At 59.3% G+C, this 14,064-nt stretch carries 10 protein-coding genes; 8 read left to right on the top strand and 2 right to left on the bottom strand.

Translation table 11 applies throughout. The annotated features are described in order from the left end of the window. Position 1: 1 nt before the first annotated feature. From ACSFCA_RS31735 to ACSFCA_RS31720, 4 genes are all read left to right on the top strand, one after another. Complete coding sequence (locus ACSFCA_RS31735; protein ID WP_435462313.1) at positions 2-712, top strand: OmpA/MotB family protein; 711 nt, start codon at positions 2-4, stop codon at positions 710-712. Then, complete coding sequence (locus ACSFCA_RS31730; RefSeq protein ID WP_435462314.1) at positions 709-2,388, top strand: EH signature domain-containing protein; 1,680 nt, start codon at positions 709-711, stop codon at positions 2,386-2,388. The genes ACSFCA_RS31735 and ACSFCA_RS31730 overlap by 4 nt, the downstream gene beginning before the upstream one ends. 8 nt (positions 2,389-2,396) lie before the next feature. After that, complete coding sequence (locus ACSFCA_RS31725; RefSeq protein ID WP_435462315.1) at positions 2,397-6,152, top strand: SNF2-related protein; 3,756 nt, start codon at positions 2,397-2,399, stop codon at positions 6,150-6,152. Between the two features lie 158 nt (positions 6,153-6,310). Beyond that, the gene (locus ACSFCA_RS31720) at positions 6,311-7,201 is read left to right on the top strand and encodes a tetratricopeptide repeat protein (protein ID WP_435462316.1); all 891 of its coding nucleotides are present in this window, start codon (positions 6,311-6,313) and stop codon (positions 7,199-7,201) included. Between the two features lie 86 nt (positions 7,202-7,287). Here ACSFCA_RS31720 and ACSFCA_RS31715 read toward each other — a convergent pair whose 3' ends face one another. Both ACSFCA_RS31715 and ACSFCA_RS31710 read right to left on the bottom strand, forming a co-directional pair. Continuing rightward, positions 7,288-8,154 (bottom strand): ImmA/IrrE family metallo-endopeptidase, encoded by an 867-nt coding sequence (locus ACSFCA_RS31715; protein WP_435462317.1) that lies wholly within the window; start codon positions 8,152-8,154, stop codon positions 7,288-7,290. A 7-nt stretch (positions 8,155-8,161) separates the two neighbouring features. Next, positions 8,162-8,491 (bottom strand): helix-turn-helix domain-containing protein, encoded by a 330-nt coding sequence (locus ACSFCA_RS31710; RefSeq protein WP_435462318.1) that lies wholly within the window; start codon positions 8,489-8,491, stop codon positions 8,162-8,164. A 146-nt stretch (positions 8,492-8,637) separates the two neighbouring features. On the opposite strand from ACSFCA_RS31710, the gene ACSFCA_RS31705 reads away from it, so the two are divergent. Genes ACSFCA_RS31705 through ACSFCA_RS31690 form a run of 4 tightly spaced genes read left to right on the top strand, consistent with a single transcriptional unit; the run spans position 8,638 to position 13,790 of the window. Beyond that, a complete protein-coding gene (locus ACSFCA_RS31705; RefSeq protein ID WP_435462319.1) occupies positions 8,638-10,245 on the top strand; it encodes an SAVED domain-containing protein in 1,608 nt (535 codons plus the stop codon). A gap of 28 nt (positions 10,246-10,273) precedes the next feature. Then, positions 10,274-11,485, top strand: a complete 1,212-nt coding sequence (locus tag ACSFCA_RS31700; protein ID WP_435462320.1) for a nucleotidyltransferase domain-containing protein — start codon at positions 10,274-10,276, stop codon at positions 11,483-11,485. Positions 11,486-11,496: 11 nt separating this feature from the next. Then, positions 11,497-13,293, top strand: coding sequence for a ThiF family adenylyltransferase (locus ACSFCA_RS31695; protein WP_435462321.1), 1,797 nt, complete (start codon positions 11,497-11,499; stop codon positions 13,291-13,293). Continuing rightward, complete coding sequence (locus ACSFCA_RS31690) at positions 13,290-13,790, top strand: Mov34/MPN/PAD-1 family protein (RefSeq protein WP_435462322.1); 501 nt, start codon at positions 13,290-13,292, stop codon at positions 13,788-13,790. The genes ACSFCA_RS31695 and ACSFCA_RS31690 overlap by 4 nt, the downstream gene beginning before the upstream one ends. Positions 13,791-14,064: the final 274 nt, after the last annotated feature.

Genomic DNA, 14,064 nt, shown 5'->3' with positions numbered 1-14,064 from the left:
GATGTTCGGTGCGCGCGTCATCGTCAAGCGAAACGGCCGTGATGAGGCAGAGAAGCCGTTCTGGATTTCGTTCGCCGACCTAATGACAGCGCTCATGGTGCTGTTCCTAGTGGTGATGGGTGTCGCTCTCCTAGCTGTCACCAAGAACGTGACTGAGCGCCAAAAAAAGGAAGACCAGCACAACAAGAACGTCGAACTGATCCTCCAGAAGTTCGTCGAAGCAGCGAAGCGGCATGAGGGCATCAAGGTCGATAAAAGTCGCCAAGTCATCGACTTTGGCCAGCGAGCACAGTTCGCGTTCGGCGACTGGCGACTGAATGCCCAGCAGGAAGAGGTGCTGCGCAAGTTTGTCCCTGAGATCATCGTGCTGGCCAATGATGACCTGGGTAAGAGCGTCCTCAAGCGCATCGTGGTCGAGGGCTATACGGACAAGAGAGGCTCGTATCTGTCCAATCTCAATTTGAGCCTGCAGCGCAGCCAACGCGTGCTGTGCGCCATGTTCTCAACGAATGGTGCCAGCCTGCTCAATGCGGACCAAAAAGAGAGCGTACGCAGTCTATTTTTCGTTGGCGGCTACTCCTTCAACGCGGCCAAGGACACCGACGAAGAAAGCCGTCGGGTGGAGATGCGCTTGGAGTTCCTCGGCATTGATGAGGCGCGTGCGACCACGGCAGGCGCCACGGGGAATTTCGGAGACTGTGCGCTGCGATGAGCGCTCTTGATCGCCTCGGGAACCTCCTTCGCGGCAGCGTAGGCGCTGGTGCCCGTCCCTTGCCTGTTGACACCACCATCGACACGGTGATCGCTGGCCTGGAGCGCCACGCGAAGACGGGCACTTCGGCCTCTGTCCCAGAAGATTTGCAGGAGCAGGCAGTTCGACGTTTCTGGGATGCTCAGCGATTCGATAACTTGAAGGATGCTAGGCTGGTGTCCTTCGGAATGTGTGTCCCGAGTCGGCCGGCGGGACCTTGCATCATGGAAGACCGCCAACGGTTTCAGGCGGTCCTTGACAGCCGGGGTGGTGTTGACCAGTGGCTTGATGACCCTCGCTGGTACCGGCGCTGCTATCAAGGGTTGGTGCGAAGTTATTTCACCTACGACGCACTCATCGACAAGGCGCCGCCCGTTGGCCGGCAGAACTGGGGTGATCTGCGCGACTACTTGAACGACCGCACGCGCCACATCGTCGACAAAACCATCAACCCGGACTGGGTCACAACCGCTATAGGCCACCGCCAAGTGTTCACCGAAGACCCTTGTGCCCAGTATGCCGCAGCTGTTCTAGATGGTGATACGTCAACCATCGATTACCTGTGCGAACAGCTCGGCGTCATCAAGGCGTCCTGGTTTCTTCGGGAACTGGTGCTTGCCCAAGTCCGGCAGGCGACGAAGCTCGGGCATGAGCGCTTCAAGGAGCGCATCCCGATGCTGGTGAAGCTGCTTGAAGGAAACCCCGTGCTGCGCGATAAGGGTCTGATCCTCATGCTCGACAAGTATGCGGCGGTGGCGCAGACCGCGATTGATGAGCCGTTGAGGAATGCCGCCGTCGAGTGGTGGGGTAACCCATGGCTGCCATCGAACGAGATGCGCTGGGGTGGCGTCGTTCCAAAGGCGCGAGAGATGGTGGCGGAGTGGTTGAAGCGTGAATTTATTGAAGCGTTCTTTACCAAGCTAGCCGAAGACGGCGTCGGCGACCGCCGTCGCGCAAACTTTTGGCTGCGCTACGCGAAGTCGATGGGCAACATTCAGTTCGCCTTGGGAGCTCGAGCTCTGTACTCCACCGACAGAGACTTTGTGGCGCTCCGCGAGAAGATGAAAGGGCTGTACACGGAGCTCAAGACTACCGACAGCTCGAACAACGCGTTCGTGATGACAATGGGACCTCTCGTGGCCGTCGAGTTCGGCGGCATGGGAAACGCGTTCTATGGATATGACGAGCGACGGGTATTGCCCTTCGACATGTCCAAGCCCGTGGTAACAGCTAAAGACGCGCGGAACTCCCTCAAGCACAGCCAGCGCATGCTGTGGATGCAGCACCAGGACGGCATCAAGGGTTGGAACAAGTGGGAGGAGATGTTCGAGGCGACGTTGAAGAAGGAGTTCGACATCCGCCCAAACGTCATCCTCCAGCGCGCGCCAGCACGTGCAGCAGCCCCACCGACAGTTGCACCAGTGGGCTCGCCTCCGACCGCACCGGCACGGGCGGCCAACGGTTTCAGCATGGCCTCGCTCGCCTCACTGGCGCTCGCGAGAAACCTGACGGTCGATGATTTCAGTGACAAGAACGGAAACCTCTGGGTTCGTACCGATGACAGCGACCTCTACGTGAACAACGTGCTGCTCGAATGGAAGTTCACATACCGACGCGGCAAGGGCTGGTGGCGATAAGGAGGCACATGTTCAAATTTTTTCAGAAGACGGGCGGTGCCCCAGCGGCTCAGTGGCACAGGAGTTTGAATGTCGATGGGCTCGTGATCTCGCAGGACGGTGCTGGGCATCACCTCGCCGATCCACTCCTTCCTGCCTACCTTGCCCAACTTCAGGACGACGGATACGCTGTTGCATCCGGTACGGGTATGGTGATCGGATGGGATGCGCTCTATGAGGCGCTGCAGAGTCCGGGATACTCAGATTTGCCACAGGCGTTTGGTTTGCCAGCTTGGACAGCGACGCGACCCGTGTTGCGTAGTTCGAACTCCTTGACTGACACGGACTTCTCTATCGCCATCGCTGGCTGGCAAAGTGATAGCGGCTCGATCCTTGACTTCTCGACCGTTGGACCCGTTCTCACGAATGACGCCACCGTGGAGCTGATGAAGCCTGTGCATTGGCAGCTTTTCAGGGAAGTCATTGGCTTTGCGCGCATGTCGAGTGAAGAACGTAACGACCTCGTGCACCGCCAGGCATGGGGGCGGATCAGGAAGCTCGCCGTGGCGGCCGATGCTCGGTTGGATGACTTCCTTCACCGGTCCGTTGTGCTGACGCCCGAGCGCCTGGAAATCGGACTTCGGAAGTCCGCTCAGCTGGCCGGCGACAGCGTCGTCGAGATCGAGCCATTCTTCGCGGGGGCACCACCTGACTGGCTGGAGCGCTTCGACAACGCTCGCGAGGTCCAAGACCGATACGACATCGTTACTCCTGAAGGTATCGTTCAGATCCTGATCACGCCCAAGGTCAAGACAGTCTTGCAGGAGGTTAAGCGCCTGCCGTTGAGACGCGTCGCCGGATCACGGGCACAAGCCTTCATCCTCAACCCGTTTGCGACGCTTGGTGAAGACGCTCAGGATGTCATCGACGAAGGTCAGTTCGAACTTGCCCGCGAGCAGGCTGGCTTGCAGTACGAGCGTTTCCTCCCGACGATCGAGCGTGATGGCACGGGCTACCCGCTGAAGGTCGGGCTGCTGATCGAAACGGCGAACGCGTCCGGTCCGGCATCGTCAGAGACCGTCTGGCTGACGGATCGTGAGCTGGGTGACTTCATAGGGCGTTTGGAGAACGCGCTCGCCCGGGGCTTCCAGCTGTTGGGTTCGAATGGCTACGACTTCGAGATCCAAGGCGACACGCCCCGGCACCTTGATGAACTTCGTGTTGCCCTGGAGGCGCGTAGCCGACCACCGACATTGGTGACGTACGCGCAGGTGCACGACCTGAGCGCGTACTCGTTGCGCATTGAAGGCATCGGCGTAGAAAAACCGTACTACTCCACGTATATCGCAAAAAAGAAGGACGATGACGGATGGTTCCCTGAGAACGTCGTGCCGGTGATCGGGTACGTTCCCGACGGCGACACAGAACCCGTGGCGGTGCCCGCGACCAAGGATGCATTGGAGCGACTGCGCAAGGCCACGGAAGAGGCACGCACAGCCGGAAAGGACTCCGTCGAGGTCCCGTGGCTCCCGAAGCCGATCCCGCTCACCGAAGCTGACGACATCACAAAAACCTTCGACGATGTGCTCGCCGAGGTTAAGGAGCAGCGCTTTGATCCGGAGAAGTTCGCGACCGAGCGCCGCGAGAAGCTCGGAGCCAAGAAGAGCCTGATCCTGCGGGCGAACATCCAAGCGCTCGACTACGAGGAGCAGCGCCGCGAAGCGCTGCTGGCACTGCCAGCGGAGCCGGACCTCCCGAAGCGGCTTCGGCCAGAATGCTCCCTGCTACCTCATCAGGCTGAAGGGCTCGCATGGATGCAGCATCTATACAAGCTCCAGACAGAGCATCAGGTGCGTGGTGCCGTTCTCGCGGACGACATGGGCCTCGGCAAGACTTTCCAGCTACTGTCGTTGATGGCTTGGCTCGTGGAGAACGACCCCGAGATCGCCCCCATGCTGGTGGTGGCTCCGGTGTCCTTGCTGGAGAACTGGAAGGAGGAGGCAGACAAGTTTCTGCAGCTGGGCACGTTGCCCATCCTGACAGCCTACGGCGATGCGTTGGCTCCTCTTCGCGTACCGCGTGATGCGGTCGAAGCACGGCTGCGAACCGAGGACGGGCTAGTTCGGTTCCTGAAGCCAAAGTGGGTTGGATCAGCCAAGGTTGTGCTAACCACCTACGAAACCTTGCGAGACCTGGAGTTCTCGTTCGCCGCAGAACGCTGGTCGCTGATGGTTTGCGACGAGGCCCAGCGTATCAAGAATCCGGCGGCAATGGTCACCCGGGCTGCGAAGAAACAGAACGTCGGCTTCAAGATTGCCTGTACCGGTACCCCCGTTGAAAACACGCTGGCAGACCTCTGGTGCCTGTTTGACTTCGTGCAGCCCGGGTTGCTCGGTGCCCTCAACGATTTCGGGCAGCGCTATCGCAAGCCGATCGAGGCGAAGACCGACGAAGAGCGCGCTCGCGTTGAAGAGTTGCGGGTGCGCATCTCTCCGCAAATTCTTCGGCGTACGAAGGCCGAGGTCGCGAAAGACCTACCACAGAAGATCGTGGTTGACGCTTGCCGGAAGCTTCCGCTGTCGACCACGCAGCGTAACCTCTACGCGAAGGCGATCGAGGATTTCAAGAAGCGCAACGATCCGAGCTTCCGATCCCCCTTCAAGAATCACCTGGGCTTGCTTCAGTATCTGCGGCTCATCTGCACCGACCCACGGCGACACGGCCTTACGGTCTTCAAGCCTGAACCGCTCGATCAATACCGTGGCAAGGCGCCGAAGTTGGACTGGTTGCTCGACCAACTCGACCAGATCAAGGCGAAAGGCGAGAAGGTCATCGTCTTCTGTGAGTTCCGCAACATCCAGCGACTGTTGCAGCACTACATCGAAGAAGTCTTTCACTTCCGCCCGGACATCATCAACGGCGATACGAGTGCGTCGTCCAGCCACACAGCGAGTCGTCAGAAGCGGATCAAGGCATTCCAGGCGGCGCCGGGCTTCGGCGTGATCATCTTGTCGCCGGTAGCAGTCGGCTTCGGCGTCAACATCCAAGCTGCGAACCATGTCGTGCACTACACGCGCACATGGAACCCGGCGAAGGAAGACCAGGCCACCGATCGTGCTTACCGGATCGGGCAGAAGAAGGACGTGTACGTCTACTACCCGGTGGTGTTCGCCGAGGACTTCCACACCTTCGATGTCAAGCTCGACCAGCTGCTGACCAAGAAGCGCGATCTGGCTAGCGACATGCTCAATGGGTCTGGCGATCTCACCCCCGGTGACTTCAACGTCGGCGATGTAGTCCCGGAGGGAGACGTTGACGCCATCGATGAGCGTGTGACATTGGAGATGGCACTGCGCATGGAGTGGCGGCACTTCGAGGGCCTAACGGCAGCGCTGTGGAACAAGCGTGGGTTCGACCTGTGCTACTGCACCCCCGGCACGAACGACAACGGCGTAGATGTTGTGGCGATCAAAGGCAAGGCTGGGCAACTGATTCAGACCAAAACTTCCGGCAACGAAGGCACGAAGCTTGGTTGGGAGACTGTGAAGGACGTTGTAGGCGGCGAAGCGTTCTACCGGCGCAAGCACCCGGGTATTGAGTTCAAGAAAGTTGGTGTCACCAACCAGTTCTTCAATGCTCAGGCGCATGAGCAGGCCAATTTGAACGATGTCGACCTAGTTGACCAGAATGAACTCGCCGCGCTTTTGAATCTCCATCCAGTGACGATGATGGACCTGGAGCGTTTGCTCTACGCCGAGTGGGGCACATCAGAAGAGAGTGCTTAACGACACTGGCGTTTCGAAGGTCTTACATGGGTCTCATTTCAAAGCTATTGAATCTGTTTCGCAGTCCTGCAACAGCAACGCCGACATCGGTCGTTCCTACTCGCAAAGGCCAACGTCGACGTGCTCGCAACGCGGACCTACGAGAAGACTGGCTCACCTTGACGCAACCCGACTTCTTCGGACGGGCACATCGATCACCCAACAAGCGCTGGATCGTTGGGTGCGACGACTCTGACGGCGTTGGCAGAGGTGGGCATCGAGAAGCTGGGAATGGCCGCGTCATTCTCGTCGACTATTCATCTGACCAAGTCATTCATGAGCAGAGTTGCTTTGCTCGTCCCATGGACGCAGCCGTCTCAAATACAGGTGGCTATATCGTTCAGGATGGAGGATTCGGCTCCGCACTGCAAGGCGAAGTGGTCGCCATCGGAGTTGACGGGAATGAGCGGTACCGGCGTCGCTACGGTGCCAACGTGTACAACATCGGACTTTCTCCCTGCGGGAGATATGCTGCCGTCCAAACCGCAAACGCGCCCAGCGATGGCGGAAATCTGCTGGAGGTTCTTGACCTTGATCGCGGCGCCACGTTGTTCTCTGTGCAGCCGGCTACTGGTTGGGCCGACAAGTATTCGTTCGAGGTGGACTCTGAAGGCCGACTAACGGCCCTCGGCGTCGAGCACAAAGGCCTTGGACGCTTCATCTATTCCGCATCCGGTGAATTCCAGGACGCTCAGGTGTTTCAAGCGGCACAGCTCGAGAAGGGTGATTACGCCACAAAACTCATGGCCGCCCGCGATCTGCTCAAGACCGCGGCGTCGCCGGACAACGCTAGGAAGACCCTCAGCACTGCCGATTCGACACTGGCCGACGGCGCGAAGGACAGGCCCGATTGGAGTTCCATCGCCCACAGAGTTCGGGGTGAATCCTACGAGGTGCTTGGGCAACTTCCCGAGGCGCTAGCAGCCTACGAGATTGCCCTATCTCTCAACCCAAAAATCGGAGTTCAGAAGCGGGCTGTAGCACTCCGAAAACAAATCGGAACTCGTTGATCAGGCTTCTGCCAAGAGTCCAGCTGAAGGTTGTTCGTTCAGCGCATCCGTTGGAACATGCAGAAAAGGTCGATACGAAATGCGCTTCAGGTATCGCCCCAATCGCGGGGTGCCCATGCTTTGTCGCCGTTGGAAAGACTCAGCAGCGTCAACGTGTAGCCATAGTTCTCGCAGACCAGCTTCATTTCTCGGGCAACGGCGTCGCGGTGCGCATGCTCGAACCATGTGTTCAGACTGACCTGATCACCAGTGCGACAAGAAGCAATCGCCTCATTCGCCGCGATGGACCCCGCGGGAAGTTCGATCACGCGGCCTTTGGTCTTGTAGAAAGCTCCGTTGGCTCTGGCTTTGTCGGACGAGATCGCCCAGTCCATGAATCCGTCCCTCGACAAGATCAGTACAGCGCTTTGTTCTGTTGATCGAATCCAGCGCAGTGCGGCCGCGGTCAGAGACACGCCGAACATGTTTGAGGTGTCGGAAAGGATGTCGAAATCAATGTCTGAAGCCGACGTGCATGCTCGGAACTGCTTCATCGGCATCAGCAGGTTCGATGCGAAGTCATCTGCTTCTGCTTCGATCGACCGCATCTCTGGTCCCCAATGCACCATGTCTGCCTGCGAGCACTGGAATTCCTGCTGTGCAAGGCGGTGAACCAGGTAGTGCCCAAGTTCGTGGGCTTGGGTGAACCGAATCCGTCCTTGGGACGTCATGTTGCGGTTGTACAGAAGCGCCCAGCCTTGATCCTCGACGTGGAAGAGGCCACCTTCGAACGATGGTATGTCAGCGGCAACGACTTTGAATATGGGGTCGGGCCACTTGAGCTCCTGGCCCACATAAAGCGCGAGCTGTTCGACATCGACCGGGAACCGCCGAAGGCCAGCGGCCGCAGCAGCGTCGAGCCAGTGGGTGAGCCGTATCGCGGCAGCTGCGGGCGTGAAGGTCGCCTCGGGCATGTCGATCTCAGGAAGGTTTTTTAAGTACGTCCAAGATCTGCCGCAGCTTTTCCTTAGCTTCCGGCTCCAGCTTGGAGTAGCTGCGGAAAAATTCCTTGTCCTTGTTCGATTCCTGGGGGGTGTCGATCGTGTCGTCCAGGAAGTAGGAAACGTCCTGTCCGAGCACGTCCGCGATTGCCTGCAGCTTCTCAGCTGAGGGCTTCTGGGATTCGCGGTTTTCTAGCTCCCAGAGGTAGCTCTTGCTCAGGCCCGCTCTGCGGGATGCTTCTTCCAGCGTTAGGTTCACCTTCGGTGACGTCCGGCACGCTCGAAGTTTCTCGCCAAGTTTTGACGCCATCTTGCGCTCTCCTTGTAGACAGCCATCGAGTTTATCGCTATTCCGAACTTCTCGTAGGCAGATGCCGAGCAAAAAGTCTGTTCGAAAAGTTCGCTGTACCGAACTTTCTGTTATGCTTTGTCGTAGTTCGATTCTTGGGGCAATGTATGAGCGCACAGTTGGCTGGGGGTTTGACCGATGATGAGTTGGCTGCCGCGTTGCGCATGCGTGCGGCCGCGGGCGAGCCTCATGTCCTGGTCATTGCCAACAAGTTCAGCGCTCGGGCGCTCGCAGCAGCGACTGCATCGCCCACTACATGGAGCGATCTGGGCGTTGGTGACATCGGACCAGACGCGCTGAAGGTGTTGGAGGCGGCTGCGAAGCGGCAGCAGGTGCAATGGATCGAGACATCCGCATCGGATGTGAGCGAGGTTGACTACGCTGCGTCAGGCCCTGCCATCCGGGCCATTCCTACACAGATGCGTTCTTGGTGCAAAGAGCGAGACAAGATTACTGGGACCTCCGGTCGTCACGGCGAGGTCGATGCTGCTACGCGCTTCGAAGTCGCATCGCTGGCGGGGTGGCGTTGCCAGTTTGATGGTTGCGGCGAGAACCTGCGCCACCACTTCGTGCCTGGTGCAGCGGGGAACTACAGCTACTTCGCGCACATTGTTGCATCGTCGGCGGACGGTCCGCGCGGCGACAAGGTGAAATCCCCGCTGCTGGCGAACGACCCGTCGAACATCATGCTGATGTGCGACAAATGCCATCGCCTCATCGATCGCGTTGCATCCAAGCGATACAGCGCTGACTATCTCAACGAGATGCGCCAGCGCAACGTCGCCGAAGTCAGCAAGCTGTTGGATACCCTCCGTTATCCCGCTGCCCAAATGCTGGTCATCGGCGGCAACATCGAAGGCCAGTCGTTCGCCTTGGACGAACGGATCGCAGAAGAAGCGATGTGGTTGCGCCGTCTGCGGACTGGTGGGGGACGTGCAGAATGGTTTGCACGCAATGGCGCCCATCTCGGTGCATCGAATTCGGATGGCTACTGGCTCAGCCTCTTCCAGCTGCTCAAGAATGACAAGCCGCGCTTGGCGGGGCTACTGGATGGTTCGGCGTATGGCGGCGCACCCCGACCGCCGCTCGCAGTGTTCCCTCTTCATGGCACCTCGGTCTTGGTCTTGTCCGGACGCCTCATCGGAGACTCTGGTTCCGCCCACGTCTTCCAGTTCCATCGCGACCAGATCAGCGGTCAACGCGGGGGGCAGTGGGCTTGGCCGGAGGAAGCACCAACTCCGGCCAACGACAAATTCAAAGTTCTTGTTCACCGCCCCTCCCAAAGCGGGGAAACGGAGGGGTGCCTGCGCATCAACCTGACGGCGGCGGTTCCTGCGTCGGACCTTCCAACGCATCTGTTTTCGGCAGCGAAGCACACGATGCCGACCATCGAGATCACGGTCGAAAACCCGAGCCACAGTGTCATCGGTCACCCATCTGATCTCGAGTTGTTCGGGCGTGCCGTTGACCAAGCGCTGCAAAAGCTCCAAGACGAATGGAGGGTCAGTACGGTGCATTTGCTGGTGGTTGCACCAGCGACCGCCTGCTTCCGTATCGGGCAAAAGATGCAAGCCCGTCACCACGCTGAGTTCATCTTGTATGAGCGCAAGCCAAGCACCACACCTGGTGCGCGCGGCGAGTTTGCCAAGACGATTGCGATTTCTCCCACAGATGTGACCCTGCTGTCGACCGGCGAGTCCATTTCGATTTCCTAAACAAGGTCGGCAGAAAGGAATCTTCATCATGACGACAAACCCATCCCTCTCCAAACGTGTCATCGCCTCGCTGAACTCGCGCAGCGAAACACGCCAGTGGGAACAGCTAATTGTCAATCTGCTTCGCCGCTTGGAGCTTGATCCTGCCGATCGCGCTCGCGCCGAAGCAGACTATGAAAAGCTCGCAGAACGCGTGGCCGAAAAGCTGAGTCTGCCGCGTCACGACGTACACATCTTCCCGCAAGGCTCGATGCGCACGCAAACAACCATCAGCCAGCGTCACCCAGTGAAGTTCGATCTCGACCTCATCGTCAAGCTGACAGGGCCGAAATACGATTCCCCGAATCCGGAAGTTATGTTCGCAGCATTTGGTAAGGCACTCGAGGGTAACGAGAGCGTCACCGGAACGCCTGAAGAGAAGCGCCGCTGCTGGCGCCTGGGCTACCCGGGCAAGCCCTATTACTTCGACGTGACGCCGGCGGTGCGCGACCAGACGGGAAAATCTGGCTCAAGCTTGTCAGTGCGCGATCCCGACACGCGCTGGGCGCCATCGAACCCTGAAGAATTCGCCGACTGGTTTTGTACCCACGCGAACCAACGATTTCCATTTCAGACCGCTTTGTTGAAGTCCCAAGTGGAGGCGCGCACAACGGTGACGCCGTTGCCTGACGAGAAGGTGGCTCTCGATGACATCTTGCGGCGGGCGGTGCAGCTCATGAAACTGCACCGCGACACTCTGTACTGGGGCGTGAGCGAGGACAAGAAGATGGCCATGCCCATCTCGGTCATCATCGTCACGCTTGCGACGCGGGCCTACGCGGACCTCCTGAATTCTCGTGCCCATGAATTCAGCTCACCCATCGAGGTTGTCTTGGAAGTGGTCGCTGAGATGCCGAAATACATCCAGCGCGGTCTGCAGGGGTGGCACGTCCAGAATCCGGCGCTGGCAGACGAAAATTTCGCCGACAAGTGGAACACCGACGGCGGTGCACGGCGGGCCGAGTTTGTACGCTGGCATGGCCAGCTCGAATGTGACCTCGAGGCGTTGCTGCACCAGAGCACGCGCATGCCCAGCGAAGACAAGGTTCGCAGCGTGTTCGGTTCGGCGGGTCTGGAGGCATGGAAGGCGAGTCGTCCGAAGGCTAATGTGCTCGACGGCCTCATCGCTAGCGGCATCGGTGCATCCAAGACAAACCTCGACCGTCCCGTCAAAACGGGTTCCTCGAACACTCTGGGCTGACTAGGAAGTCGATGAAGCGCAGCCCCTTCGAATCGGCCGCCTTCGCGGTCCAGGAATGGCTGGATCGCGGGTCTGGCGCATCTTCGGCAGAGCGCGACACGAAGGTGCGCATCGAAAACGGCTGTGCCTGGAACATCGATCTCCGGGATGACGGCTTGGACATCAAGGCCGTGCGCCTTGTCCTGCCGCCAGACTTCCCAGCGAGCCCGTGCGAGCTGTACGTCAGCCGCGACAACTTCCTGGAGTTGCCGCACATTGAGGCCGACGGCCATGTATGTCTGGGGCTTCCGCCCATCCCTGCGGACTACGACGACCCTGTTGCTGCAGTCGTTCGTGCGCTCTCGGCGTTGAAAGACAAACTGCTGGTGCCCGCCGCGGATGCAGCGTGGGTGGCCGAGCAGTTCAATGAAGAGCGTGTGTCGTATTGGGCCCAGTGGTGTATCAGCAGGCGAAAGGCGGCCGATCGTCGCTCTGTTACGAGCCGTACCTACGTGGACGTTGGCGAACTGGGGACCTGGGCGTCGGGCGGCGTCGCAGGCTACGTTCCTGGCAACTCCAAGCATCGGATTTTTTCTTTGCAGGTGGCTGCAGTCACTGATCCACATGCCTTGGCCGCACGCCATCGTTGGGCCGACGGAAGCTTGGTAAGAGGGAGCGCGCTGTTTGCGCGACTTCCTAGTAGCGGAGCGTGGACGCCCAAAGTTTGGCCCACAACATTCGAATCGCTCGACGCCCTCATCGGGAAGGCGACTGACCACGAAGTTTCGCTCGCAAGCTGGATCAATGCCACCGGCTGGGCCGACGATCTCGCGCCGAAAAAACGCAAGAAGAAGGTTCGCCGAAATAGGCCGACAGATGCACCCCCAGGCCAACGCCCGATGCTGGTCGTGTTGGTACACGGTAGCGCGATGTTCGGCTATCAGCTTTACGGTTCGGCCATGCCGGCGCTGCAGCCACCTGCCATCGAGCCAATCCACATCACGCGCGTTGACGCCGACTGGGCCCTTGCGCGTGACCACAATCTTGATGTGCTCCGCGCGCGGCGCGAAAAGCGGGTCCTGTTGCTGGGTGCTGGCTCGCTGGGCAGCCCTTTGGCTTGGGCGCTTGCTCGAGCCGGCGTAGGTCAGCTTGACATCGTCGACGCACAGGTGATGGGAACCGAAAACACGAGCCGCCATGAACTTGGTCTTTCCGATGCAGGGTATAGCAAAGCTGAGCGAATCGCCGAACAGATCATGCAGGACGTGCCGGGCATCGGCGTACGTGGGTTCTTGGCGGAGGCATCCATGTGGACCACAAAAAACTGCAAGCCCGGCGTGTACGACCTCGTGATCGAATGCACAGCAGAGTCATCGGTACGTACGTTCATGTCCCATATGCGTGCGGCGCTTTTCGGCGACTGCCCCGTTATTCACGCGTGGACCGAACCGCTCTGCAGCGCCGCCCATGTGGTGCTCTCGCAACCTGCAGTTCCATGGCCGGATGACGACCCGGCCGATGAGTTGGTCAATGCAAGCGATCTATCCGCCAGTGACACGCGCATCAAAGTGGCGGCCTGCGCTGGCGGCTTCCACCCGTACGGCGCGGCCGATATCGAGTTGGTGGCAGCATTCGCGGCTGAGCGTGCAACTACCGTTCTTGACGATATGACGCACGCATCGACGGTGTGGTCTTGGGCGCGCTCCAGCGCATTCTTTGGCTCGTTGCCCGTCTCGGCGAAAATCCGCCCTATCGTCCCTTCATCCAGTTCGCAGTCCGACAGTGCCATGACGACCCGAGAACTTGCTACGGTTCTGGGTCAACAATGACGACGAGCACGCTGGTCTACCAGCTTCCGGGAGCGCGCTGGCGGTTGCAGTTTGGCGAGAACGTGTTGCGTACGCTGCGCAGCCACATTCAACGGAACTCCTCGAGTCGCGAATCGGTCGGACAACTGTATTCCCGCGACCTGACTTCGGACTGCATCGTTGTCGAGCAGGCTACGGTTCTGAAGCCGACGTGGGCGGCGTGGGCGCGAGTTCAGTTTGATCCTAGGCGAGCTGCAACCGAGCGTGAAGAAAAGTTCAAAAATGGCCTGCACTGCCTTGGGCTGTGGCACACGCATCCCGAGCCGTTACCCAATCCGTCGCCCGAGGACAAGGCGCTTGCCAGGGACCATGCGCTTTCGGCCAAAGGGCAACTCACAGGCTTAGTGTTTGCCATAGTCGGCACGCGATCCATGCCGGCTGGGTTGCGGGTGTGGATAGATGATGGAGAGGTGCTACGGCGGGCAGAACCAGTTTCTCAGGATATCGTCTCGCCCTAGCACCTGCATGCAGGCTATGTTCGGGTTTGCTCGCGCAGTCGTTCCTAGCGCGGCCCTTTCGTCCGGCCCCGACGCGAACGGCTGGTTCGACCTCGGCTGAAATGGTCGCGTGATCGTCAGTATGAAGACCGCCTCCAATCAGGATGCCCAATGCGGTTGTACTTTCGGTAGAATTCAACCAAGGTGCCCACCATGCTTGCACACGAGCAAAAACAGGCCTCCCTCTTACTGTACCGACTTCCGTCATTCGACCATTTCCTTTGGGAACACAGTC

Origin of the sequence: Variovorax multivorans (assembly GCF_051216835.1) — a bacterium.
Classification (GTDB): Bacteria; Pseudomonadota; Gammaproteobacteria; order Burkholderiales; family Burkholderiaceae_C; genus Variovorax.
Note: the sequence above shows the minus strand (reverse complement) of the source record. Positions and strands in the feature narration are given on the sequence as shown.